This window comes from Microbacterium murale, from assembly GCF_030815955.1.
Lineage (GTDB): Bacteria > Actinomycetota > Actinomycetes > Actinomycetales > Microbacteriaceae > Microbacterium > Microbacterium murale_A.
This window is the reverse complement of sequence record NZ_JAUSXK010000001.1, coordinates 2,104,081-2,128,877: the sequence shown is the minus strand read 5'-3', so window position 1 is coordinate 2,128,877 and position 24,797 is coordinate 2,104,081. Positions and strand designations below refer to the sequence as shown.

The 24,797-nt window shown below is 67.1% G+C and carries 18 protein-coding genes and 2 pseudogenes; 12 read left to right on the top strand and 8 right to left on the bottom strand.

All coding sequences use genetic code 11. From position 1 onward, the window contains the following. Window positions 1–137: 137 nt before the first annotated feature. The 4 genes and pseudogenes from QFZ46_RS10490 to QFZ46_RS10475 form a co-directional block, all read right to left on the bottom strand. Complete coding sequence (locus QFZ46_RS10490; protein ID WP_307361116.1) at window positions 138–1,229, bottom strand: ABC transporter permease; 1,092 nt, start codon at window positions 1,227–1,229, stop codon at window positions 138–140. Continuing rightward, the gene (locus QFZ46_RS10485) at window positions 1,226–2,026 is read right to left on the bottom strand and encodes an ABC transporter ATP-binding protein (protein WP_307361113.1); all 801 of its coding nucleotides are present in this window, start codon (window positions 2,024–2,026) and stop codon (window positions 1,226–1,228) included. The genes QFZ46_RS10490 and QFZ46_RS10485 overlap by 4 nt, the downstream gene beginning before the upstream one ends. Then, window positions 2,023–2,848: pseudogene (locus QFZ46_RS10480) on the bottom strand (ABC transporter ATP-binding protein). The gene QFZ46_RS10485 and the pseudogene QFZ46_RS10480 overlap by 4 nt, the downstream one beginning before the upstream one ends. An 88-nt stretch (window positions 2,849–2,936) precedes the next feature. After that, complete coding sequence (locus QFZ46_RS10475; RefSeq protein ID WP_307361110.1) at window positions 2,937–4,604, bottom strand: ABC transporter substrate-binding protein; 1,668 nt, start codon at window positions 4,602–4,604, stop codon at window positions 2,937–2,939. Window positions 4,605–4,765: 161 nt separating this feature from the next. On the opposite strand from QFZ46_RS10475, the gene QFZ46_RS10470 reads away from it, so the two are divergent. The 3 genes from QFZ46_RS10470 to QFZ46_RS10460 are packed head-to-tail and all read left to right on the top strand — an operon-like array spanning window position 4,766 to window position 7,296. After that, the gene (locus tag QFZ46_RS10470; protein WP_307361107.1) at window positions 4,766–5,410 is read left to right on the top strand and encodes a TetR/AcrR family transcriptional regulator; all 645 of its coding nucleotides are present in this window, start codon (window positions 4,766–4,768) and stop codon (window positions 5,408–5,410) included. A 15-nt stretch (window positions 5,411–5,425) separates the two neighbouring features. After that, complete coding sequence (locus QFZ46_RS10465) at window positions 5,426–6,640, top strand: amidohydrolase (protein ID WP_307361105.1); 1,215 nt, start codon at window positions 5,426–5,428, stop codon at window positions 6,638–6,640. Window positions 6,641–6,642: 2 nt separating this feature from the next. Further along, on the top strand, window positions 6,643–7,296 hold the full coding sequence (locus QFZ46_RS10460; protein ID WP_307361102.1) for a hypothetical protein: 654 nt from the start codon (window positions 6,643–6,645) through the stop codon (window positions 7,294–7,296). A 24-nt stretch (window positions 7,297–7,320) separates the two neighbouring features. On the opposite strand, the pseudogene QFZ46_RS10455 reads toward QFZ46_RS10460, so the two are convergent. Next, a pseudogene (locus QFZ46_RS10455) lies at window positions 7,321–8,020 on the bottom strand (GTP pyrophosphokinase). A gap of 145 nt (window positions 8,021–8,165) precedes the next feature. On the opposite strand from QFZ46_RS10455, the gene QFZ46_RS10450 reads away from it, so the two are divergent. Then, window positions 8,166–10,268: an APC family permease gene (locus QFZ46_RS10450; RefSeq protein ID WP_307361100.1), complete on the top strand. Its 2,103-nt coding sequence runs from the start codon at window positions 8,166–8,168 to the stop codon at window positions 10,266–10,268. 123 nt (window positions 10,269–10,391) lie between these two features. On the opposite strand, the gene QFZ46_RS10445 is transcribed toward QFZ46_RS10450, so the two are convergent. After that, a complete protein-coding gene (locus QFZ46_RS10445) occupies window positions 10,392–11,363 on the bottom strand; it encodes an HNH endonuclease signature motif containing protein (RefSeq protein WP_307361098.1) in 972 nt (323 codons plus the stop codon). 824 nt (window positions 11,364–12,187) lie between these two features. On the opposite strand from QFZ46_RS10445, the gene QFZ46_RS10440 reads away from it, so the two are divergent. From QFZ46_RS10440 to QFZ46_RS10405, 8 genes are all read left to right on the top strand, one after another. Further along, complete coding sequence (locus QFZ46_RS10440; RefSeq protein WP_307361097.1) at window positions 12,188–13,123, top strand: alpha/beta fold hydrolase; 936 nt, start codon at window positions 12,188–12,190, stop codon at window positions 13,121–13,123. A gap of 31 nt (window positions 13,124–13,154) precedes the next feature. Further along, a complete protein-coding gene (locus tag QFZ46_RS10435) occupies window positions 13,155–13,745 on the top strand; it encodes a GNAT family N-acetyltransferase (protein WP_307361095.1) in 591 nt (196 codons plus the stop codon). A 177-nt stretch (window positions 13,746–13,922) separates the two neighbouring features. Then, on the top strand, window positions 13,923–14,012 hold the full coding sequence (locus QFZ46_RS10430) for a potassium-transporting ATPase subunit F (RefSeq protein WP_307361091.1): 90 nt from the start codon (window positions 13,923–13,925) through the stop codon (window positions 14,010–14,012). Further along, entirely contained in the window at window positions 14,012–15,691 is a 1,680-nt protein-coding gene (kdpA, locus tag QFZ46_RS10425) for a potassium-transporting ATPase subunit KdpA (RefSeq protein WP_307361089.1), read from the top strand. The genes QFZ46_RS10430 and kdpA overlap by 1 nt, the downstream gene beginning before the upstream one ends. Window position 15,692: 1 nt before the next feature. Continuing rightward, window positions 15,693–17,837, top strand: a complete 2,145-nt coding sequence (gene kdpB, locus QFZ46_RS10420) for a potassium-transporting ATPase subunit KdpB (RefSeq protein ID WP_307361087.1) — start codon at window positions 15,693–15,695, stop codon at window positions 17,835–17,837. Between the two features lie 25 nt (window positions 17,838–17,862). Beyond that, window positions 17,863–18,462 (top strand): potassium-transporting ATPase subunit KdpC, encoded by a 600-nt coding sequence (gene kdpC, locus QFZ46_RS10415; protein ID WP_307361086.1) that lies wholly within the window; start codon window positions 17,863–17,865, stop codon window positions 18,460–18,462. A 14-nt stretch (window positions 18,463–18,476) separates the two neighbouring features. Continuing rightward, on the top strand, window positions 18,477–21,002 hold the full coding sequence (locus tag QFZ46_RS10410; protein ID WP_307364567.1) for an ATP-binding protein: 2,526 nt from the start codon (window positions 18,477–18,479) through the stop codon (window positions 21,000–21,002). Next, on the top strand, window positions 20,999–21,670 hold the full coding sequence (locus tag QFZ46_RS10405; protein WP_307361084.1) for a response regulator: 672 nt from the start codon (window positions 20,999–21,001) through the stop codon (window positions 21,668–21,670). The genes QFZ46_RS10410 and QFZ46_RS10405 overlap by 4 nt, the downstream gene beginning before the upstream one ends. Before the next feature lies 1 nt (window position 21,671). Here QFZ46_RS10405 and QFZ46_RS10400 read toward each other — a convergent pair whose 3' ends face one another. Next, window positions 21,672–23,723 carry an iron ABC transporter permease gene (locus QFZ46_RS10400; RefSeq protein WP_307361083.1) on the bottom strand — a complete coding sequence of 684 codons (2,052 nt, stop codon included), beginning with the start codon at window positions 23,721–23,723 and terminating at the stop codon, window positions 21,672–21,674. Next, entirely contained in the window at window positions 23,720–24,751 is a 1,032-nt protein-coding gene (locus QFZ46_RS10395; protein ID WP_307361081.1) for an ABC transporter substrate-binding protein, read from the bottom strand. The genes QFZ46_RS10400 and QFZ46_RS10395 overlap by 4 nt, the downstream gene beginning before the upstream one ends. Window positions 24,752–24,797: the final 46 nt, after the last annotated feature.

The window sequence follows — 24,797 nt, the reverse complement described above, 5'->3', positions numbered from 1 at the left end:
GCGAAGGCGGACACGATCTTCGCCCAGAAGCTCTGGCCCTGGCCGCCGTTGCCGTTGCCGGCACCGCTGGTGCGGATGAGGAAGGTGTCCGGAGCACTCGCCTGGCGCCGACCGGCTTTCTCTGTTGTTGACATGGCTCAGGCCTCCGTCTGGCGCGTGCGCGGATCGAGGAATGCGTAGGCGACATCCGCGAGGATGTTCGCGACCAGCACCGAGAGGGTGATGACCAGGAAGACGCCCTGCATCAGCGCATAGTCCTTGGCATTGGTGGCATCCAGCAGCAGCTTTCCCACCCCGGGATAGCTGAACACCATCTCCATCACGATCGTGCCGCCGACGATGAACCCGATCGAGAGCGCGAAACTCTGGATCTGGGGCAGCACGGCGTTACGAGCGGCGTACCGCCACAGCACGCGCTGGTTCGGCATGCCCTTCGCCTGCGCCACGGTGATGTAGTCCTCATCGAGGACGGTGAGCATCATGTTGCGCATGCCCAGCATCCACCCGCCGAGCGATGCGATGACGATCGTGACTGCGGGAAGAGTGCCGTGGTGGACGACCTGACCGATGAACTCGAAGTTCCAGCCGGGCTCCATCCCGACTCCGTACGCCTTGCCGATCGGGAACCAACCGAGGTTGACGGAGAAGACGGCGATCGCGAGCAGTCCCAGCCAGAAGTAGGGGATCGTGCTGAGGAAGGTGGTGACAGGGATCAGTGCTTCCAGCCGACTCCCACGCCGCCATCCGATGACCGCGCCGCCCACTGTGCCGATCAGGAAGGACACGATGGTCGCGAAGCCGACCAGGCCCACCGTCCATGGCAGCGCCTGACTGACCACCTCGGTGACAGGGCGGAGGCCATGCAGCAGAGAAACACCGAGATCTCCCCGCAGCAGCAGACCCCAGTAGTCGAGGTACTGCTGGAACAGCGTCTTGTCGGTGTCGAGCCCCAGCAGCGAGCGCAGAGCGTCGGCGGCCTCCGGCGAGACATTGCGGTTTCGCGAGAGGTACTGACTGACCGCGTCGCCCTTCATCATGCGAGGAAGGAAGAAGTTGATCGTGAGCGCAGCCCAGAGCGTGAAGAGGTAGAACGCCGCGCGGCCGCCGAGGAATCGCCACGGGATGCGGGAACGTCCGGCGACCGCCTTCGTCGCGGTGGTGCCGATCTCGACGGCATCGACGTCTGGTCGATCGTCGGTGACGGGCAGTTGGGGTTCGACGGCGGTCATCGTGCACCTCCGAGAGTGTCGGCGAAGAATCGCTCGGGGTCGGGGGAGGCTGCGCGCAGCTCCTGCGTGTACGGATCCTGGGGCCGGAGGATGACGTCGTCCGCCGTGCCGTGCTCCACGATCCGCCCCTGATTGAGCACCATGATCTCGTCGCTGAAATGGCGGGCGGTGGCGAGATCGTGCGTGATGTAGAGCACGCCGAGTCCCTCCTCGCGCTGCAGGTCGGCGAGCAGATTCAGCACGCCGAGACGGATGGAGACGTCGAGCATCGACACCGGCTCATCGGCGACGAGGATCTTCGGACGCGAGGCGAGCGCACGGGCGATCGCGACGCGCTGACGCTGACCGCCGGACAGCTCGTGCGGGCGGCGATCGATCACGGCATCCGGAACCAGGCGAACGCGCTCCAGGAGCCGGCGCACCTCCGCCTCGGTCTCGTCCTTGGGAACCACCGCATCGAGCCGCAGCGGCCGCTCGAGGTGGTAACGGATCGAGTGGTACGGGTTCAGCGAGGCGAACGGATCCTGGAAGACCATCCGCAGCTGCTGTCGGTACGTGCGCAGCCCGCGGCCACGGCGTGGAATCGGCTTGCCGTCGAGGAGCACCTCCCCGCTTGTCGGCGTCTCCAACTGCGTCAGGATCTTGGCGATCGTCGACTTGCCGCTGCCGGACTGTCCGACCAGGCCGATCGTCTGCCCGGAACGCAGCACGAAGTTCACATCGTCGAGTGCGGTGATCTGACCGGCTCCGCGAACGTTGTACGTCTTGGTGACGTGACGCACCTCGAGAACACTCATCGCACCACCACCCCCTTCTCTCCGGTGAGGCGCGGGAACGATGACAGAAGAGTCCTGGTGTACTCGTCCTGCGGAGCGTTCCAGATCCGCTCGGCGGTGTCGAGTTCGACGATCTCGCCCTCACGCATGATCGCGATGCGATCGCTGATCTCCAGCAGCAGGGGGAGGTCGTGGGTGATGAAGATCACCGAGAATCCGAACTCCGCCCTCAGCTGGGATATCTGGCGAAGGATCTCGCGCTGTACGAGCACGTCCAGCGCCGTCGTCGGCTCGTCCATCACCATCAACTGCGGCCGGAGGGCGAGTGCCATCGCGATCATCACGCGCTGGCGCATACCGCCGGGACAGCTCGTGAGGGAAGGAGCGGACGCGCTGCGCCCCCACCTTGACGATCTCCAGAAGTTCGGCGACCGCGTCTCTGCGCTGCTTCCTGTTCATCCCTGGGCGGTGCACCTCGAACACGTCCTCGAGCTGCGCACCGATCGTGGCGACGGGGTTCAGCGCGTTCATCGCACCTTGGAACACCATCGAGATCTTGTCCCACCGGAATCGGCGCATCTGCTCGGCGTCGAGCACGTTCACGTCGATGTCATCACCGTCGGCGTCGTGGAAGACGACGGATCCGTTCGTGATCACGGCCGGCGCCTTCAGCAGCCGCTGGATGCCGTAGGCGAGCGTCGTCTTTCCGCACCCGCTCTCGCCGGCGAGGCCGAGGATCTCGCCGCGCTGCAACTCGAGAGTGACGTTCTTCACCGCCGCGACGGGCGGGTCCACGTCGTACACGACAGAGAAGTCGCGGACGGACAGCAGGGGATCTGGCATGGGTATCGCTTTCGTGCAGGGATGGATGCCGGGCGGAACGATGCTGAGCCCGTCGAAGTGCGCCTCGACGGGCTCAGCATCCGCCGTCTTACTTGGATTCGAGCTGCGTCAGCACCTGCACGATGCCAGGCTGGGTCGGGTCGCCCGACGCGTACTGGTCGTCCTCGCTGGGCCATCCGACGTAGTTGCGGGTGTTGAACTCGCCCAGCAGCGGATGCGCCCCCAGCGGGATCGCCGGGACGTTCTCAGCGAAAGCCGTCTGCAGCACCGCCGAGGCCGCCGCACGGTCCTCGTCGGTCGACGCGTTGGCGTACGTGTTCAGCGCCTCGGTCACGGCCGGGTCGTCGAAGCGGCCGAAGTTGTACTGCGCCTTGTCGTCGACGATCCACTTCGGGTCCATGGTCGAGGTGTACAGGCCGTAGACATTGCCGGTGTCTTCGAGCCAGTGGATGATCGCCTGGAAGGTGCCCTCCTGGCGGGCGGCGTCCCAGCCGCCCCAGTCGGGCTGGTCGACCTTGACCTCGATGCCGAGGGCCTCATCCAGCTCTTCGGCGATGAGCGCCTGCTCGGTGTTCCAGTCGCTCCATCCGGCGGGGACGGAGATCGAGAACGAGACCGCCTCGCCATCGGGGTCGATGAGCTTGTCGCTCTTCCACGTGTAGCCGGCGTCGGTGAGGATCTGCTTGGCCTTGTCGACGTCGACGGAGTAGTTCTCTTCCTGGTACTCGGGGAGGATCTCGTCTTCGAGAAGAGTGCCGAGGCCGGTCACGTTCCAGACCGGTTCGCTCGCGCCCTCACGGGCGATGTCGACATATGCCTCGCGGTCGATCGTCCAGGCCAGCGCCTCTCGGAGTGCCGGATTGTTGAAGGGCTTGGTCTGCAGGTTGAAGAACAGCGTTCCCGCGCCGGCCGTGGGCGATACCAGGAACTGGTTGTCCTCGTCGGCGGAGAGGTAGCTGTCCTCGATCTGCGGGATGAATGCCTGGGCCCAATCGGCCTCACCGGACGCGAGCGCCGTTGTAAGGGCTGCGTTGTCACCGTAGGAGACGTAGTGCAGCTCTGGAACTGCCAGCTCACCGCCCCAGTAGTCGTCGTTCGCCGTCAGGGTGACCGATTCGGTCGTCCAGCTCGAGAGCGCGTAGGGTCCGGTACCGACGGCGAGACCCTCTTCGGTCAGCGGGTCGGTGTTGGGGTCTTCGATGCTCTCCCAGATGTGCTTCGGCACGATCGGGGTGTGCAGCACGCGCGCCTGGGCGGTGTACTTGGAGTCGCCGAACTTCAGGGTGATCTTGTCGCCGTCGACCGTTGCGCCCTGGTAGTTCAGGCCCTGGGCGTCGGTGAGCTTGCCGTTCAGGAACTGATCGAACGTGAACACGATGTCTTCGCCGGTGAACGGCTCGCCGTCGCTCCAGTTGACGCCGCTTCGTGGGACGACGGTGAGCTCGGTGTAGTCGTCGTTCCACTCGACAGACTCAGCGAGCCATGGGGTGGTGGCGAGGTCGCCGGTGGGGTTGACGAGCGCGAGCGGCTCGAAGATGACCTTGGCGTAGCCGTACTTCGACGCGGACGAGTCTCCGAGATACGGGTTGTGCGACTCGGTGGTGATCGCGCCGTCGGGCTTGGCGATCGTGAGTGCGGCGGCCGATGAGCCGGAATCCCCGCCGCCGTCATTCGAGGCCGGCGAGCACCCGGCGAGCACGCCGATGCTGAGGGTCGCGATCGCGCTGATCGCGATCAGAGATCTGCTGAGCTTCATTGCTTCTCCTTGGACACGGGTCATTGTGCGGGTGTGGCTCGCGTCGGTGTGACGCTTTAGCTTACTCATGAGAAAGTAAACTGAAGCGAGGTTACCGACAAGTAAGTAAGCTTGCAAGTACGCGATGCCGGACCGTTACACTCACCTCAGAGGGGGATGCCGTGGCAACAGAGAATTCGACGCGCACGCGCCCTGCCACCAGGCAGAAGCGCACCGACATCCTGGAAGCAGCGGTCGAGATCTTCGGCAACAAGGGGTCGACGAACGGCACGCTCGCCGACGTCGCCGAGCAGGTCGGGATGACGCACGCCGGTGTGCTCCACCACTTCGGCTCGAAGCAGAAGCTGCTGCTCGAGGTGCTCGCCTACCGCGATCAGGCGGACGTCGCCGAGCTCGACGAGAAGCACATCCCCGGCGGGCCCGAGCTGTTCCTGCACCTGGTGCGCACGGCGTTCGCGAACGAGCTGCGCCCCGGCATCGTGCAGGCGTACACCGTGCTCTCCAACGAGTCCGTGACCGATGACCACCCCGCACGCGGCTTCTTCGAGGAGCGCTACACGACTCTCCGCCGCGAGGTGTCAGAGGCGTTCCGTGAGCTGTGCGCGCAGGAGGGCGTGACAGAGCCCGACACGATTGCGGCAGCATCGGCCAGCATCCTCGCCGTCATGGACGGCCTGCAGCTGCAGTGGTTGCTGCATCCCGAGATCGTCGGACTCGGCGAAGCCAGCGAGTTCGCGATCCGCGCGATCGTGGGCGCCGTGCTGCGGCAACCGCCTGAATTGGAGACGTACGTCCGCGAGGTCTGACAGTAGGCTCGGGCCATGAGCATCGATCTCGAAGCGTTGTACATCGACCTCCATCAGCATCCCGAGCTCTCGTTCCAGGAGACCCGGACGGCCGGCATCGCCGCCGGACACCTGCGTGATCTCGGGCTCGAGGTCGAAGAGGGTGTCGGCATCACCGGCGTCGTCGGACTGCTGCGCAACGGCGATGGCCCTACGATCTGGGCGCGCGCAGACATGGACGCTCTCCCCGTAGAAGAGCAGACCGGACTGGCGTACGCCAGCACAGCGACCGGCGTCGACCCTGCCGGCCACACCGTCCCTGTGATGCACGCCTGCGGACACGATATGCATGTCACCGCAATGATCGGCGCTGTCGAGCGGCTCGTCGCCGACCGGGCGGAATGGTCGGGAACACTCGTCGTCATCATCCAGCCGGCCGAGGAGTACGGCGCCGGCGCCAGGGCGATGCTGGACGCCGGCATCCTCGATCGCTATCCGAAGCCCGACATCGTGCTCGGCCAGCACGTGACCCCCTTCGCCGCAGGCATCATCGGCGTCCGCAGCGGCACGCAGATGGCAGCATCCGACGGCCTCACCGTCACTCTGCACGGCCGCGGCGGGCACGGATCAAGACCGCACACGACCGTCGACCCGGTGGTGATGGCCGCTGCCACCGTGATGCGCCTGCAGACGATCGCCTCTCGCGAGACCGACCCGCAGGACGTGGCGGTCGTCACGGTCGGCTCGATCCACGCCGGCCTGAAGAACAACATCATCCCCGCCGAGGCGACGCTCGAGCTCAGCCTGCGCTACCCGAACGACGAGGCCCGCGCGACCGTGCTCGCGAGCGTGGAGCGGATCGTCCGGGCTGAGGCCCTCGCATCCGGCGCCGAGCGCGAGCCCGAGATCCGCACCGACCACACGCTGCCGCCCACGATCAACGACGAGGATGCCGTCGCGCGGGTCACGACCGCGTTCCAGCGCGTCCTCGGCGAAGCCGCTGTGATCGACCCAGGGATGATCACCGGCAGCGAGGACGTCTCATGGTTCGCGCGTGATGCCGGCGCGCCTCTGGTCTTCTGGTTCTGGGGCGGTGTCGACCCGGCGACGTTCGCGGCGGCGGTCGCAGGCGGCTCGGTCGCCCACGACATCCCCACCAACCACTCGCCGCTGTTCGCGCCGGAGATCCATCCGACCATCGAGGTCGGGGTCACCGCGATGGCGACGGCGGTGCGCGAGTTCCTGGGCTGAGCGTGCGGAAACGGCGCACACCCCTCGCCGTCGCCGGCGCGGCGGGAGTCGCTGTCGTGCTGGCCGGATGCGGGAACATCGATGCGGGTTCCTGGGCGGAGGAACTCTTCGTCGAGCACATGGCGGCCACTCCGGGGGTGCTCCAGGCGAGCGGCTCGATGAGCAACGACCTGCCCTTCCAAGGCAGCGGCGATCTTGCGGTGGAGCTGGATTCCCGGAGCGACGTTGACGTGCTCGACGCCGCGCTGGAGCATGCGCTGGAGTTCGATGTCCCCAGCACCGTCAGTGTGAAGTGGCTGATCGTCGAGTTCTCCGAAGGGTTCGACACCCCCGGCGATGCTCCCGCAGACGGAGCGAGCATCACGATCGAGATGCCGTGGTCGGGTGAAAGCGACGGCATCATCGATCGCGCGCTGGCGCTGAGCATGATCAACGGGTTGCGCTCGTACCAGGAAGAGCAGGAGTACGTGCCCGGCGATGGGTACGAGGTGGTCACGACTGTCGTGGTGGATGCTCAGATCGATCCCTGCCCGGTGCTGGAACTCGTCGGCGGCGTCTCCGGCGTCGACGACGCCGCGCTCGAAGAGTTCCAGCAGGCGACGCGGGCTTCGACCAGTCATCTCATCCGCAGCGAGATCTGCGCTGCCGCCCCCTGACCCTCGAGCTGAGCCTCTGCCGGCTCACACCTCGACGATGCGCGGCGGGGGCGGCGGATCCAGCTGACGCTGTGGCACGCCGTGCGCCTCGCGGTGCAGTCGCTCCATGCGCGAGTCGAGCTCCGCGGCGGCATCCGCCGCGTCCGACAGGCTCTCGACGAGATGCGAGGGCACCTGGTTGGAGAACTTGTAGTAGATCTTGTGCTCGAGGCTCGCCCAGAAGTCCATCGCTATCGTGCGGAACTGCACCTCGACGGGCACCAGGAGCGGCCCGGTCGACAGGAACACCGGCACCTCGATGATGACGTGGAGGCTCTTGTAGCCGTTGGGCTTGGGGTTCTTGATGTAGTCCTTGACGGCTCGCACCGTGATGTCGTCCTGCTGCGTGAGCAGGTCGAACAGCTGGTACACGTCGGCGACGAAGCTGCAGGTGACTCGGACGCCTGCGATGTCGGTGATCTCCTCGCGGATGCGCTCGAAGTCGGGCTCTTCGATCCCCTTGCGGGCGATCTTCTCGACGATGCTGTCCGGCGTCTTGATGCGGCTCTTCACATGCTCGATCGGGTTGTACGCGGTGATCGTGCAGGAACTCGTCCCGCAGGATCGAGATCTTCGTCTCGACTTCACGCATCCCGAACTCGTACTCGCGCAGGAACTTCTGGAATTCGTCACGGAGCTCGCGCGTCTGGCGGATATCGTCTTCGCTGACCTGAATGGTCGTCATGAGATCGACGTTACGTGAGCGTGATCAGAACGCGCTGTGCGTTTCGCTGTGGGCGGATGCCGCGGGCATGAGGATTCCGTATGGGGGATGCCGGCACCCGTAGGGATTTCGTAAGGATCCCGTGAGGATGCCGCGAATCGGCGTAATGTCACGCCTCGTGACAGAAGAAACCCGCGCGCTCCCGGACGCCCCACCGCTCGCCAAACGCATCCTCCTCGGCGACCCGCTCACCTCGAAGCAGGTCGACGATCAGCTGCTGCCCAAGCGGATGGCGCTGCCGATCTTCGCATCGGACGCACTGAGCTCGGTGGCCTATGCGCCCCAGGAACTCGTGATGATCCTCTTGATCGGCGGGCTGACCTTCCTTTCGTTCACCCCGCTGGTCGCCGCAGCAGTCGTCGTGCTGCTGATCGTCGTCGTGCTCAGCTATCGGCAGCTCATCAAGGCGTATCCGTCCGGCGGCGGCGACTACGAGGTCGCGTCGAAGAATCTCGGCGAGATTCCCGGTGTGGTGGTCGCGGCAGCGCTGCTGGTCGACTACGTGCTCACAGTCGCGGTGTCCGTGGCATCCGGGGTCGACAACATCATCTCGGCTGTGCCCGGCTTGAACGCCTGGCGCGTCGAGCTGGCCGTCGGCTTCGTCATCCTGATCATCATCGTCAACCTGCGGGGCGTCCGTGAGGCATCCACGGTGTTCGCGATCCCCACCTACGTGTTCATCGCCTCCGTCGGTTTCATGATCGTCACCGGTCTCGTCCAGACGTTCCTCGGGAACGCTCCAGTGGCGTCGAGCGCCGAGTTCGCCGTGCATTCCGAGGATCTCAGCCAGGCCGCCGTCATCCTCTTGGTGCTTCGCGCATTCTCCAGCGGATGCTCCGCCCTGACGGGTGTCGAAGCCGTCTCCAACGGTGTGCCCGCGTTCCGCACGCCCAAGGTGCGCAATGCGCAGGCGACGCTAGTGCTCATGGGATCCATCGCCATCTGCCTCTTCGCCGGTCTCACTGCGCTCGCACTCATCACCGGCGTGCACTACGCCGAGAACCCCTGCGATCTGGTCGGCTTCGACTGCTCCAATCCGCAGCCGAGCCTGATGGCGCAGATCGCGGCGGCGACATTCGGCGGCGGCAGCATCCTCTTCTTCATCGTGCAGGCGGCCACCGCCTGCGTGCTGCTGCTGGCCGCGAACACGGCGTTCAACGGCTTCCCGTTGCTCGGTTCCGTCCTCGCCCGTGACGGATACGCTCCCAAGGCCCTGAACACGCGCGGCGACCGACTGGTCTTCTCGAACGGGATGATCCTGCTGGGCATCGCAGCGATCGCCGTGCTCGTGGTGTTCCAGGCACAGCTCACGACGCTCATCCAGCTCTACATCATCGGCGTCTTCGTTTCGTTCTCGCTCGGCCAGATCGGAATGGTGCGGCACTGGCGGCGGATCCTGCGGACGACGTCGTCGGGCGAAGACGACGCTGACGTCGCGGTCGACGGTGCCGCAGCATCCGATCGCCGGTCAGCTCGGGTCGGGCTGATCATCAACTCGGCCGGTGCCACTCTGACGATCCTCGTGCTCCTCATCGTGACGATCACGAAGTTCACGCACGGGGCGTATCTCGTGTTCTTCGCGATCCCGATCCTCGCCTTCCTGATGATGGGGGTGAAGCGCTACTACCGAGATGTCGACCACGAGATCGCGATCGACGACACGACCCACTTCGGTGCGAGCGGTGATGTGGCGCTGGTGCTGGTCAGCAAACTGCAGAAGCCGGTCATCAAGGCGATCGATTACGCGATCGCGGCGAAACACGGAAAGACGCTCGCGGTGCACATTGCGGTCTCCGAGGACGATGCGGAGCGCCTGCAGCGGGAGTGGGCGGAGCATCGCATCCCCATCCCGCTGATCATCGTGGATTCGCCGTACCGCTCGTTCGCGCAGCCGGTCGCCCAGTTCATCAAGCAGTACCGACAGAAGCACGGTTCCTCGGTGGTGACGGTCTACCTGCCGCAGTACATCGTGGGGCACTGGTGGGAGAGCTTCCTGCACAACCGGCGGGCTCGCCGCATGGCGAACCAGCTCATGCTCGTGCACGGCGTCTCCATCACGCTTGTGCCGTGGCTGCTGGACTCGTCGGAGCTGATCTACGGGCGGCGCTCACGGCCGATTCCGGGGCAGGAGCGCGCCGGCCGCCCGGTACTCACCGCCACCAGCGGCCGCCGGGCGCACCGGCCCGCCGGCCCGCCGACGGAGGACTGAGCGCGTCTCACCCGCTCCGCCGCTTTCTGCCGACTCACCTCTTCGGCCGGATCCGACGCTTTCCGCCGACCTATCTCTTCGGCCGACTCAACCCTTTCGGCCGATTCAATCGGCTCGCTCTCCCTATCCGGGGATGGGTTGTCGGTGGTGGGGGCTGCGGGTGGGGTGCCATCTCTGGTGGCGGTCCCACCAGGCGGGGCCGCGGACTTCGGGAACGCCGTGGTTCATGCGGATCACCCACTCGGTCAGGTGCAGGGTGCGGTGATGGAACCAGCACAACAGCACCCCGTTGTCGGTATGGGTCGGGCCGCCGCCGGCGTGCTCCTGCACGTGGTGCACTTCGCACCACGTCGCGGGGATCGTGCACCCCGGGATCACGCACCCGCCATCCCGTGCGGTGATGGCGCGGCGTTGCAGGGCGTTGAAGATACGACCACTGGTGCCGATCGACACGATCCGACCGTGGTCATCGAACAGGATCCGTTGGATGCCACCGGCGCACCCAGTCTGCAACGCCGCAGCGAGCGGAACCAGATCACCGGTGTGCCCGATCTGCGCCCACCCGTAACCGGCCGAAAGGTCCGCCTCGGTCGCGGAGACAGTGAGCGTCGGTGCCGCACCGCCCAGGTGCGGGAACAGGTCAGTCCGGGCCGCCGTGTTCAGAATCGCCGCCAACGCATCATGCAGCCTCTGCCCACGCGTACGGGTATCCGTGACACCCGTATCCGTCACATCCGCGGGACCCGCGTCTGCGTCCTCGTGGGCGGACGGGACGAACCGCACCCCACCACCCGCACCCATCGACCCGCCATCCTGATCCGGGTCGTCCGCCCTATTCACCTTCGGGTTCAACAGACTGTCGATCAGCAGGCTCAGCTGCGCGGCGACTTCGGGCAGGAGGCTGCCCCGTACCGGTGCCGCACCGTCCTTGACCCTCCCGATCGAGAAGTACCGGCCCCGCATCGCCGCCTCTTCCGCCGGTTCGGCACCATCCGGATCCAGATACGCCACCATCACCCGCGCCAACACACCCAGATCCTCCGGAAGAGGGATCGGACGCGGCACCCCCTCGTCCACCGCGGCACCGGCGTCCATGCCGCGGGGCGAAGTCCGCGAGCTGCCGGTCCGCCTCGACCCGGTTCTCGTCACTGATCCGACGCGCGGACTGCTCGATCGGATCCGTTGCCGCCAACAACCCCGCCACCCCCAGACCGCCCTCGACCATCACCTCCCGCAGCGCCTGATACCGGGCCGGAAGGAACGCCCCATCCGTGATCCCCACCTCGCGGCGCACCAACCGCGCCGCCCGCACCAACCGCGCCGCGCCACGCGTGTCCGTGCCGACCAGCATCCGCACCAGATCCGCAGGCTTCGCACACCCATAACGAGTCGTCATCCGCTCTTCGTTGAGCCCCTGCGACCGGTCACTGACGAGAACTGTCGTCTCGACCTGCATACCTTCCAGTCGCCGCTGAATCTTCCCCGTCAGTACAAGAACCTCCGCCGCATCCTGATCAGACAACCCCGGAATCTGCTCCGAACCGAACGCATCACACGCCACGGAATCGAGGGACTCCTCGAGTTCCCGAAGCCGAGCAACGATGCTGTTCATACCAACTATTCAACACCGGACCACCGACATTCCCACCCCGCTTTCACCCAGGTCAGAGAACCTTTCCCAACAACTTTCGAAGCGCCGCACAAACCCGCACACGCTACAGGTTTCAACACCGGACAGCGACTTCTCCGAGCCGATGCCGGCACGACGCGCACCGCCCCCACGCCCCCTGACCCGAAGCCATGACAGTTGTCACCGACATGGGTGACAGCGCAGCACTTCTGTGCACGCCGACCGATTGCTTGACTGGTCGGACACCCGTAGAGCGATGCCCTTGCTCCGCCGAATCGAGAAGAGCAAGATGCGCAAGCCCTGGAGAATCGCCCTCACGACCGTCGGCGTCATCGTCGCGATCCCGGTGCTCCTTCTCACGACGACCACCGTCGTCAACGTGGTCGCGACGGCAGTGGAGAAGGACTCGATCGAGTCGTACGGTCAGCTCGTACCCGTCGACGGCAAACAGATGAACGTCGTGGTCAGCGGTGCGGGAGACGAGACCATCGTGCTCCTCCCCGGCCTCGGCACCGCCGCACCAGGACTCGACTTCCGTCCGCTGATCGACGAGCTCGACGACACCTATCGCGTTGTGGCAGTGGAACCCTTCGGCACCGGACTGAGCGACGCGACCGATACACCGCGCACGGCCCAGAACATCACGCGAGAAGTGCATGAAGCGCTGCAGCAACTCGACGTCGACCGATACGCGCTGATGGGCCATTCGATCGCGGGCATATACGCACTGACTTACGCGGCCGCCTACCCCGACGAGCTCACTGCTTTCGTGGGGATCGACAGCAGTGTCCCCGATCAGCCGGGAATGGATGACCCGGTCCAGACCTCGACACTTGTCGCGCTCCGCAATCTCGGAATCACGCGCATACTCACGGCGATTGCAGGCGATCCTTTTGCCGGCCTCCCCTACGACGAGCACGTCAAGGAACAGATGGCGCTGCTCACAACGAAGAACGCCACCGCCTCGACGCTGATCGACGAGATGGATCGCATCCCCGCCAATTTCGCTGCGGCCAGCGGAATGACGTTCCCACCCAACCTGCCGGTGCTGCTCTTCGTGGTGTCGGACGGCGCCGAGGTGCCGGGGTGGATGGCGCTCCACGAGGAGCAGGCGGCAAGCGTCGACTTCGGTCAGGTCATCCCGATGGCGGGAGAGCACTATCTCCACCACACCCTCTCGAAGGAGATCGCTCAGGACACCGCCATCTTCCTGTCCTCACGATGAGCGGATCACAGCCCCGGTCTACTCTGAAACCATGACCGACGCGCAGCGCATCGACCCGTGGCCGATCCGCACCTCCCGGCTCGAGATCCGTCGCTGCGCACCGGACGACCTCGACCCGATCTGGGAGTTCAGGCGGCTCCCCGCAGTCAACCGCTGGCTCGGCGTCGCGCCGGCCACTCGCGAAGAGTTCCATGAGCGCTACCTCGATCCCGACCGCCTCGCAGCGACCTTCGTCATCGAGCTGCTGCCGACTTCAGACAACGAACCCGTGATCATCGGCGACCTCATGGTGCGCATCCAAGACGCGTGGGCGCAGCTGGAGGTGGCCGACGACGCCAAGGCCGTCGAAGCCGAGCTCGGCTGGGCGCTCGACCCCGCGTTCGCGGGGCGCGGTTACGCCACCGAGGCCGTCAAGGCCGCGATCGACGTGTGCTTCGGCCCGATGGGGCTGCGCCGCGTGCATGCCGGATGCTTCGCCGACAACGAGCCGTCGTGGCGACTCATGGAGCGCATCGGCATGCGCCGCGAGGAGTTCAGCCGCAAGACAGCCCTGCACCGCTCGGGCGAGTGGATGGACGGGATGAACTACGGGCTCCTCTCCGAGGAATGGCAGACGAACTAGCGCCGATGTGAGCATCCCGCATGCATCGCCCCTGCAGCCGTAGGGAAAGCGTGAGGATCATGGCCGCGGCGCCCGCACCGGAGTTGTATCGAGTCTCGTGCTCGACATCATCTACCTCGCGCTGACATTCGCGCTCTTCGCCCTCGTCGCTCTGATCGCGAAGGGGGTGGAACGACTGTGATCGTCTTCGAGATCGCCGCCGTGGCTCTCGCCGTCGCCGCGATCGTCTACCTCGTGGTCGCCCTCGTCGCACCGGAGAAGTTCTGATGGATGCCACTATCTGGTTCGGCATCCTCCAGGCCGCGACGCTCATCGTCGCCCTCGTGCTCCTCTACCGCCCACTCGGAGACGGCATCGCGCACGTCTACTCCTCGGCACGCGACCTTCGCGTCGAGCGCGGCATCTACCGCCTGATCGGCGTCGACTCCGCATCGGAGCAGACCTGGCGCGCCTACGCGCGCAGCGTGCTCGCCTTCTCGCTGGTCGGGTTCCTCCTGGTATACGGGCTGCAGCGCCTGCAGGCGTTCCTGCCGCAGTCGCTCGGGCTCCCGGCCGTGCCGGAGGGCCTCGCGTTCAACACCGCCGCGTCCTTCGTGGCCAACACGAACTGGCAGTCGTACTCGCCCGAGCAGACCATGGGCTACGTCGTACAGCTCGCCGGTCTCACGGTGCAGAACTTCGCCTCCGCGGCTGTCGGCCTCACGATCGCGATCGCTCTGATCCGCGGGCTCTCCCGTCGCGGCTCCGCGACGATCGGCAACTTCTGGGTCGACCTCATCCGCGGACTCGGCCGCATCCTGCTGCCGATCGCCCTGATCGGGGCCGTCGCCCTGATCGTCGGAGGCGTCGTGCAGAACTTCGCCGGCTTCACCGAGGTGCAGACCGTCTCGGGCGGGACGCAGACGATTCCCGGCGGGCCGGTGGCCTCGCAGGAGGCGATCAAACTGCTGGGCACGAACGGAGGCGGATTCTTCAACGCGAACTCCGCGCACCCGTTCGAGAATCCCACGGCCTGGACGAGCCTGCTGGAGATCATCCTCGTGCTCGCGATCCCCTTCGCACTGCCGCGCACCTTCGGGCGCATGATCGGCGACCACCGCCAGGGCTACGCGATCGCGGCCGTCATGGGCACGATCTTCCTGCTCTCGACGTTCGCCCTGTCCGCCCTCGAACTGGCAGGCCGCGGCACCGCACCCGAACTCGCCGGCGCCGCCATGGAGGGTAAGGAGCAGCGATTCGGCATCCTCGGATCAACACTGTTCGGCAGTGCGACGACCCTCACCTCCACCGGCGCGGTGAACTCCATGCACGACTCCTACACGGCGTTGGGCGGCATGATGCCGATGCTCAACATGATGCTCGGCGAGGTCGCCCCCGGCGGCGTCGGCTCGGGCCTCTACGGAATGCTCGTGCTCGCGATCATCGCCGTGTTCGTCGGCGGGCTGCTCATCGGGCGCACGCCCGAATACCTCGGCAAGCGGATCGGGCCGCGGGAGATCAAACTCGCGAGCCTCTACATCCTGGTCGTGCCGGCACTCGTGCTGGGCGGCACCGCCCTGAGCTTCGCCATTCCGGGCATCCGGGAAGACGTCGAATCGACCAGCATCCTGAACCCCGGCGTGCACGGCATGAGCGAGGTGCTCTATGCGTTCACCTCGGCAGCCAACAACAACGGCTCCGCGTTCGCCGGCCTCACCGCGAACACTCCGTGGTTCAACACCGCGCTGGGCATCGCGATGCTGCTCGGACGGTTCATACCGATCGTGCTCGTGCTGGCTCTCGCCGGTTCGTTCGCAGCGCAGGAGCGCATCCCCGCGACATCAGGGACGCTCCCCACCCACCGGCCGCAGTTCGTCGGCCTCCTCCTCGCCGTGACGGTCATCGTCACCGCGCTCACGTACTTCCCGGTGCTCACTCTGGGCCCGCTCGCCGAAGGACTCGTCTGACATGACACTCATCACCTCCGTTTCTGAACAGCAGGATGCTGCGGCATCCGCACCCTCGCAGAGTTCGACATCGCGGGCGTTCGGCTGGGCGCAGCTCGGTCAGGCCCTTCCTGGCGCGGTGCGCAGACTCAATCCGGTGAGCCTCGTCCGCAACCCCGTGATGCTGCTCGTGTGGGCCGGAGCGGCGTTCACGACTGTTCTCGCGATCGCCGAGCCGTTCCTCGGCGGCCCTGGCGAGTCCGGCGGCACCGCGGTGCCCGCGCCGTTCACCTGGGGCATCGCCGTGTGGCTCTGGCTCACTGTGCTCTTCGCAAACGTCGCGGAATCGATCGCCGAGGGGCGCGGCAAGGCCCAGGCCGCCAGCCTGCGCAAGACGCGCACGAGCACGCTCGCACGTCGCGTGTCCGCTTATGACCAGGCATCGGATGTCGCGGCGACCAGCTCCGCGACATCCCAGGTGTCATCCGCCGATCTGCAGCGCGACGACATCGTGATCGTCGAAGCCGGAGAACTGATCCCCGGCGACGGTGACATCATCTCCGGCATCGCGACGGTCGACGAATCGGCGATCACCGGCGAGAGCGCCCCTGTGATCCGCGAATCGGGAGGCGACCGCAGCGCCGTCACCGGAGGCACGCGAGTGCTCTCGGACCGCATCGTCGTGCGCATCACATCCAAGCCGGGCGAGACCTTCGTCGATCGGATGATCGCGCTCGTCGAAGGGGCGAGCCGTCAGCGCACCCCGAACGAGATCGCCCTGAACATCCTGCTCGCGAGCCTGTCGATCGTGTTCCTGATCGTCGTGCTGGCACTCAACCCGATCGCCGCGTACGCGGCGTCCCCCGTGAGCATCCCCGTGCTGATCGCCCTGCTCGTATGCCTCATCCCGACGACGATCGGCGCACTGCTCTCCGCGATCGGCATCGCCGGGATGGACCGACTCGTGCAGCGCAACGTCCTGGCCATGTCGGGTCGCGCGGTCGAGGCCGCAGGCGACGTGACGACCCTGCTGCTCGACAAGACCGGCACCATCACCTACGGCAACCGCCGTGCACATGAAGTGGTGCGGATGCCGGACATCGATCCGGACGAGCTGCTCCGCACCGCCGCACTGTCATCGCTTGCGGATCCGACTCCAGAGGGCGCGTCGATCGTCGAGCTGGCCATTGCTCGCGGCATCCGGGTCGACGAGCCCGCTGACGCGATCATCGTGCCGTTCACAGCGCAGACCAGGATGAGCGGGCTCGACCTCCCGGACGGCACGCAGATCCGCAAGGGCGCAGGTTCCGCCGTGCAGGCCTGGCTCGGCGCGCCGGACGACGACGAGCTGACGTCCCGCACCGAGGCCATCGCGCAGAGCGGTGGCACACCCCTGGTCGTCGCGGTGAAGGACGCTGCCGGCTCCGGCCACGTGCTCGGCGTCGTGCATCTCAAGGACATCGTGAAGGACGGCCTGCGGGAGCGGTTCGATGAGCTGCGCAGCATGGGCATCCGCACCGTCATGATCACGGGCGACAACCCGCTGACCGCGGCCGCGATCGCGAAGGAGGCGGGCGTCGACGACTTCCTCGCCGAAGCCACCCCGGAGGACAAGCTCGAGCTCATCCGCCGCGAGCAGGAGGGCGGCCGGCTGGTCGCGATGACGGGTGACGGCACGAACGACGCCCCTGCCCTCGCCCAGGCCGACGTCGGCGTGGCGATGAACACGGGCACATCGGCCGCGAAGGAGGCCGGCAACATGGTCGACCTCGACTCGGACCCGACCAAGCTCATCGACATCGTGCGCATCGGCAAGCAGCTGCTCATCACCCGAGGTGCGCTCACGACGTTCTCACTGGCGAACGACATCGCGAAGTACTTCGCGATCATCCCCGCCATGTTCATGGGCGTCTTCCCCGGACTCGCGGCGCTGAACATCATGCAGCTGCACTCGCCGGCATCCGCCGTGACCAGCGCGATCATCTTCAATGCGATCGTGATCGTCTTCCTCATCCCGCTCGCCCTGCGCGGAGTGAAGTACCGCCCGGCGAGCGCCTCGCGGATCCTGCAGCGCAACCTGCTCATCTACGGCCTCGGCGGCGTGATCGCGCCGTTTATCGGCATCAAGCTCATCGACCTCGTCGTCAGCCTCATCCCCGGTTTCTGACCGGCACCCGTTAGGAATCAGAGACATGTCCTCCACCCGCACCGCGGCTCGTACCGCAGGCGTCGCCGTCCGCGCGATGCTCGTCATCACACTCCTCCTCGGCGTCGGCTACACGCTGCTGGTCACCGGCATCGGCCAGTTGATCCTGCCGTGGCAGGCGAACGGATCGGCCGTCGACGACGGGAAGGGAAGCGCCCTGATCGGCCAGTCCTTCACGGATGCCGACGGCGAGGCCCTGCCGGAGTACTTCCAGTCACGCCCTTCGGCCGCAGGAGACGGGTACGACGGCGCCTCCTCCAGCGGCAGCAACCTCGGTCCGGAGAACCCCGATCTGGTCGCGGCGATCGAAGACCGAAAGGCGCAGATCGCCGAGCGCGAAGGGGTGGAGGCGTCCGAGATTCCGGCCGATGCGGTGACAGCATCCGGATCCGGTCTCGATCCGCACATCAGCGTCGCCTACGCCCTGATCCAGATACCGCGGGTCGCCGAGGCACGCGGGCTGTCAGAGGCGGAGGTCCGCAGCGCAGTGGAGTCTAGGATTCAAGGGCGGGACCTGGGCTTCCTCGGCGAAGAACGCATCAACGTCGTCGAGCTCAATCTCGCACTCGACGAGCGGGAGGGCTGATGCGCGCAGAGCGGATGCCACGGCGCGGCCGGCTCCGCGTTCTGCTGGGTGCCGCCCCTGGCGTCGGCAAGACCTTCGAGATGCTCGACGAAGGCCGCCGACTGCTGGACGAAGGGCGCGACGTCGTGATCGCGATCGTCGAGACCCACGAGCGGGCAGCGACCCTGGCCCAGACGGTCGGGCTGCCCGAGGTTCCACGCCGCGGCGACCGGCACCGTGGAGTCGCGCTCACCGAGCTCGACCTGGAAGCCGTGCTCGCCCGCGCACCGGAGATCGCTCTCGTCGACGAGCTCGCACACACCAACATCCCCGGCTCAGCGCATCGCAAGCGCTGGGAGGACGTCCAGGTCCTCCTCGACGCCGGCATCGATGTCATCACGACCGTCAACGTGCAGCACGTCGAATCGCTCAACGCCGTCGTGGAGAAGATCACCGGGATCGCCCAGCAGGAGACGATTCCGGATGCCGTCGTGCGCGCCGCCGACGAGATCGAAGTCATCGACCTCGCACCGCAATCGCTTCGCGATCGTCTGGCAGCCGGCCTGGTATACCCCGCCGAACGCGTCGACGCCGCGCTGTCGAACTACTTCCGGCTCGGCAACCTCACGGCGCTCCGGGAACTCGCACTGCTGTGGCTCGCCGACGAGGTCGACAGCGCGCTGCGCAGCTATCGCGCGGAACAGGGCATCGAGGGGGCCTGGCAGGCCAGGGAACGTGTCGTCGTCGCCCTCACGGGCGGCGCGGAGGGCGAGACGCTGCTGCGACGCGGCGCACGGATCGCCGCGCGCTCTGCGGGAGGCGAACTGCTCGGCGTGCACGTGTCCACACAGGACGGCCTGCGTACAGAGGCGCCGGGGGCGCTGACGGCGCAGCGCGCGCTGGTGGAGTCGCTCGGCGGCAGCTACCACCAGGTCATCGGCGATGATGTGCCCGAGACGCTGGTCGAGTTCGCGCAATCCGTCGATGCCACGCAGCTCGTGATCGGCGTGAGCCGCCGAGGACGTCTGGCCACGATGCTCACCGGCCCCGGCATCGGCGCCGAGGTCATCAGACGCTCAGGCGACATCGATGTGCACATCGTCACGCACGCCCACGCCGGTGGTCGCACCGCCCTGCCTCGGATCACCGGTGGGGCACTCGGGTGGCGCCGCCAGGTGCTCGGCTTCGTGGTGGCGCTCGTCGGCGGTCCGCTGCTGTCGTGGCTGCTGATCACGCTGCGCACCCCTGAGTCGATCACCTCCGACGTGCTGTCGTATCAGCTGCTCGTGGTCGTGGTCGCGCTCATCGGCGGCCTGCGCCCCGCGCTCTTCGCCGCTGTGCTCTCCGGGATAACGCTGGACTTCCTGTTCGTCGCCCCGCTGTACACCGTGACCGTCGCGCACCCTCTGCACGCGATCGCCCTCGCGCTCTACGTCATCATCGCCATCCTGGTCAGCCTGATCGTCGACCAGGCCGCTCGCCGCGCACGCTCCGCGCAACGCGCGACAGCTGAAGCAGAGCTGCTCGCCTCCATCGCCGGCAACGTGCTGCGCGGCGACAGCGCGGTGCTCGCCATCGTCACACGCACCAGAGAGGCGTTCGCCCTGTCCGGCGTGCGCCTCGTCGCACCTGACGGCGAGGTCCTTGCGAGAGACGGGGAGCCCCTGCGCGACGGCCGCGCGACCACGATTCCGGTCGGTCGCGGAGCCAACGGTGAGCCCCGTGCGTTCCTGGAACTGCACGGCGGCCCCCTCGACACTCCGTCCCGCAGGCTGCTGGATGTGATCGTGGCGCAGTTGTCGGCAGCCATCGAGCACACCGATCTCAGCGCGACCGCACGAGCGGCCGAGGCACTCGCCGAAACGGATCAGGTGCGCAGCGCACTGCTGTCCGCCCTGAGCCATGACGTCCGTCGCCCACTGGCCGCCGCCGTCGCCGCCATCGGTGGACTGCGCGGATCCCATCGGCTCTCGGCATCCGATCGCGATGAGCTCCTCGCCACGGCAGATGAGAGTCTGGCGGCCCTGTCGACTCTCGTCACCGACCTTCTCGACGTGAGCCGGGTGGAGGCCGGCGTCCTGGCGGTCTCCGCCACGCGCGTGGATGCCGCCGGCAGCATCCTGGCCGCCCTCGATGAGCTCTCGCTCGGCCCCTCCGACATCGAGCTCGCGCTCGACCCCGCTCTCCCGCCGCTGCAGGCGGATCCGGTGCTGCTGCAACGGGTGCTCGTGAATCTGCTGACCAACGCGTTCCGGCATTCGCCACCGGACCAGCACGTGATCGTCTCGACGAGTCGTCTGGGCGACCGGGCCGAGCTGCGCATCATCGATCGAGGAGCCGGGGTTCCGCCAGAACGCCAGAACGCCATCTTCCAGCCGTTCCAGCGCTACGGAGACACCGACAACACCACCGGTCTCGGACTCGGCCTCGCGCTTTCGAAGGGGTTCACGGAGGGAATGGGCGGTAGCCTGACTCCGGAGGACACCCCAGGTGGCGGCCTCACGATGGTCATCTCCCTGCCCCTCGCTGCGGGAACGTCCGACAACCAGGAGGCGGAGTGAAGCTCCTCATCGCCGACGACGACCCGCAGATGGTGCGCGCCCTCCGGATCACGCTTTCCGCGCACGGCTACGACGTGGTCGCCGCCGCTGACGGCGCCGCCGCGATCGCCGCAGCCGCGCAGACGCATCCAGACATCATCCTGCTCGATCTCGGAATGCCGCGGCTCGACGGCATCGAGGTGATCCACGCCCTCCGCGGCTGGACGACGGCACCCATCATCGTCATATCCGGACGTACCGGATCCGCGGACAAGGTCGAGGCCCTGGATGCCGGCGCGGATGACTTCGTCACGAAGCCCTTCCAAGTCGACGAGCTGCTCGCCCGGCTGCGCGCACTGTCCCGCCGTGCAGCGCCGACGACCGGCGAATCGACCGTGCGCTTCGCGGACGTCGTGATCGATCTGGCCGCGAAGGCCGTGACGCGCGCAGGCTCTCGGGTGCACCTCACACCGACCGAGTGGCGGATGCTGGAGCACCTCGCCCGCAACCCCGGCGCACTCGTCACTCGCCAAGATCTGCTGAAGGGGATCTGGGGCAGCGAACAGGTGTCGGATTCGGGTTACCTGAGGTTGTACATGTCGCAGCTGCGCAAGAAACTCGAGGCGTCACCTGCTGCGCCGGAGCATCTGCTGACAGAGTCGGGGATGGGTTACCGCCTGGTGCTCTGACTCAGGTGTCCCGCGACCGCCAGAGCAGCCAGACGAAGTACGGCGCCCCCAGCAGCGCGACGACGAGACCTGCCGGCAGTTGCTCGGGCGCGATGATCGTGCGGCCGATCGTGTCGGCCACGCCCACCAGCAGCGCCCCGAGCAGCACCGCGACCGGGATCACCCGAGTGTGACGGGAGCCGACCAGTGCACGTGCCGCGTGCGGGGCGACGAGTCCGACGAAGCCGATCACACCGACCGCGGTCACGCTGAGCGCCGCCAGCACAGCCGCCGCGACGAGCAGGATCATGCGCGTGCGCTCCACGCCGATGCCGATCAGGCGAGGGGTGTCCTCATCCAGCGCAAGCACGTCCGCCTCACGGCGCACCGCGAACGCGAGCGGCACGGCGATGACCAGCACGATCGCGACGGGGATGACCTGTTCCCAGATCCGCCCGTACGTCGTGCCGGAGAGCCAGGTGTAGATCTTCGGGGTGTCCCACGGGTTGGCGCGCAGCAGCAGGAACGTGGTCAGCGCCGAGGCGCCGTAGGAGATGCCGATGCCGATGAGGATGAAGCGGTCGGCGTTCAGTCCGCCACGCCAGGCGAGCAGGTACACCAGCGCGAAGGCGAGCAGCGCGCCGACGACCGCTGCCGCGATCATCCCCGCCGTCGAGGCGACAGCGCTGGTCACGACGATCACTGCGCCGAGGCCCGCACCTCCGGTGACACCGAGGATGCCGGGGTCGGCCAACGGGTTGCGGCTGACGGCCTGGATCAGCGTTCCGGCGAGTGCGAGGGCAGCACCGGCGCACATCGCCGCCGCGACGCGCGGCGCTCGTTCGGAGAGCGCGAAGGCGATCTGCGGAGGAGCCTGACCCTGCAGCCACAGCATCACGTCCCCGGTGAGCAGCGCGGTGTGGCCGAGCAGCAACCCGATCATGCCGATGGCCACGACCCCGGCCCCCGCGAACACCATGACGAGCCGGAACCGGGCCACGCTGCGCACGCCGAAGCGCACCTTCGGGGGCTCCCTGGTGGGTCCGGCATCGCGCAGGCGCCGCGCCATCAGCACGAGCACGAGCGCGCCCAGCAAGGTGGTGGCGACACCAGTCGGAATGCTGATCGCCTGCTCCGCGCCGAGGATGGCCCGAAGGACGGCATCCGACAGGATCACGACGAGAGCGCCGAGGAGACCGGATGCCGGCAGGAGGAAGATGTGCCGGCTGAGGCCGGGAACGACCCGGGTGAGCAGTCGTGCGAGCACGGGGGCGCACAGACCGACGAAGCCGAGCGGACCGGCGAGCGTCACGGAGACGGCGGTCAACGCGACGGCGAAGAGGATGCCGATGGCCCGCGTCGAACGGATCGGGATGCCGAGGGACGAGGCGGTGTCGTCACCGAGGGCGAGCACGTCGAATCGACGGGCGAGCAGCAGAGAGGCCGCCAGCACGAGCACGACGACCGGCGCCGCCTGCAGGAAGGCGTTCAGGTTCAGCTGCGTCAGCGAACCGCTGCCCCAGGCCAGCAGTCCCTTGGTCTCCTCCGAGAAGAGGATGAGCAGCGTGGATGACCCGGCTTGGAACGCCATCGCCAGTGCAGAACCTGCGAGCACGAGCCGTGTGGTCGAGGATGCCGCGCCGCCGGCAAGGCCGAGCACGATCATCGCGCCGACCAGACCACCGATGAAGGCCACGGTCCCCGATGCCCAGATCGGCAGAGCGATGCCGAATGCGGCGATCACGGTCACAGCCAGGTAGGAGCCGGCCGTCACGCCGAGGGTGTCAGGGGAGGCAAGCGCGTTGCGCGAGAGCGACTGCAGCAGCGTGCCGGCGATGCCGAGAGCGACGCCGACCGTGACTCCGGCGGCGAGACGCGGGATCCGCGACCCCCACAGCACCGTCTCGTCCGCGAAGACCGCACCGCTGGTGCCCTGCGTAAGATGCCACACCGAGGCGAGGACGAGCAGCGCGGCGAGGGCGACGAGCGCCCCCACCGCGCCGAGGCGCGCGGCACGCCGAACGGGAGCGGCGGGCGCCTCCGTCGGCGTGCCGCGCGTCTCGGCGAGCGTCACTTGCTCAGCGCCGCGACGTACGCGTCGATGATCTGCTGTGCCGAGCGAGGGCCGCCGAACGTCCAGATGCCTGCCGGGAAGCTGTAGATCCGCTCTTGTGCGACGGCCGGGACCGTCTTCCAGATGCTGTTGCCGTCGAGGGCTGCGAGGAACTCATCGGAGTCGTCGCCGACCGTGCCGGTGTGCAGCAGCGTCGCATCGCCGATGGCGAGCATGCCTTCGATGTCTGTCTGGCCGAGCCCGTACGCCGCGTCCACCTCACCGGTCCACGCATTCGTGAGACCGAGCTCCTCGCCCAGCTCGCCGATCAGCGAGCCCTGTCCGTACGGTCGCAGTGCGACGTTGCCGCCGTCGACCCAGCCGTCGAAGAACACGAAATCAGTGGTGGGAAGGTCGGCATCCGCGAGCTCGCCTTTGGCGTCGGCGAGGTACGCGTCGAACTCGTCCTTCACGACGTCAGCACGCTCTTCGCGGCCGGTGGCCTGCGCGATCAGGTCGAAGGTGGCGAGCATCTTCGCGATCGGGTCCGCCGCGTCCGCGCCGATGGTGGCGATCACGGGCACGTCGTAGGCCTCGAGTTGAGCGATGATCTCGTCGTCCGGACCGGAGGCTTCGACGATCACCAGATCGGGGTTCGTGGCGAACAGTGCGTCAAGATTCGGCTCTTGCCGCGTGCCGACATCGACCACGCCCTCCGGCAGCACCTCTGCGGTGTCCCAGGTCGTGTACCCCTCGGCATCTGCCACGGCGACCGGCGTCACACACAGCGTCAGCGTGTCTTCGATCTGCTGCCACTCGAGCACGGCGACGCGCTCGGCAGGCTTGTCGAGCTCCACCGTGCGTCCGAAGTCATCGGTCAGCGTGACCGGGTCGGCCGAAGTACTGGTCTCATCCGCAGCGCAGTCTTCGCTCGCGACGGATTCGGGCGCGGCGCTGTCCTGCGGGGCGACTTCGGTGGTGCCGCACCCGGAGAGCGCCAGCGCCAGGATGCTGATGCTCGCGAGCGTCGCGATCTGGGTCTTCTTCATCATTCCTCGGTTCACTTCATCCTCTGTTCGCACGTCGTCTGTTCAC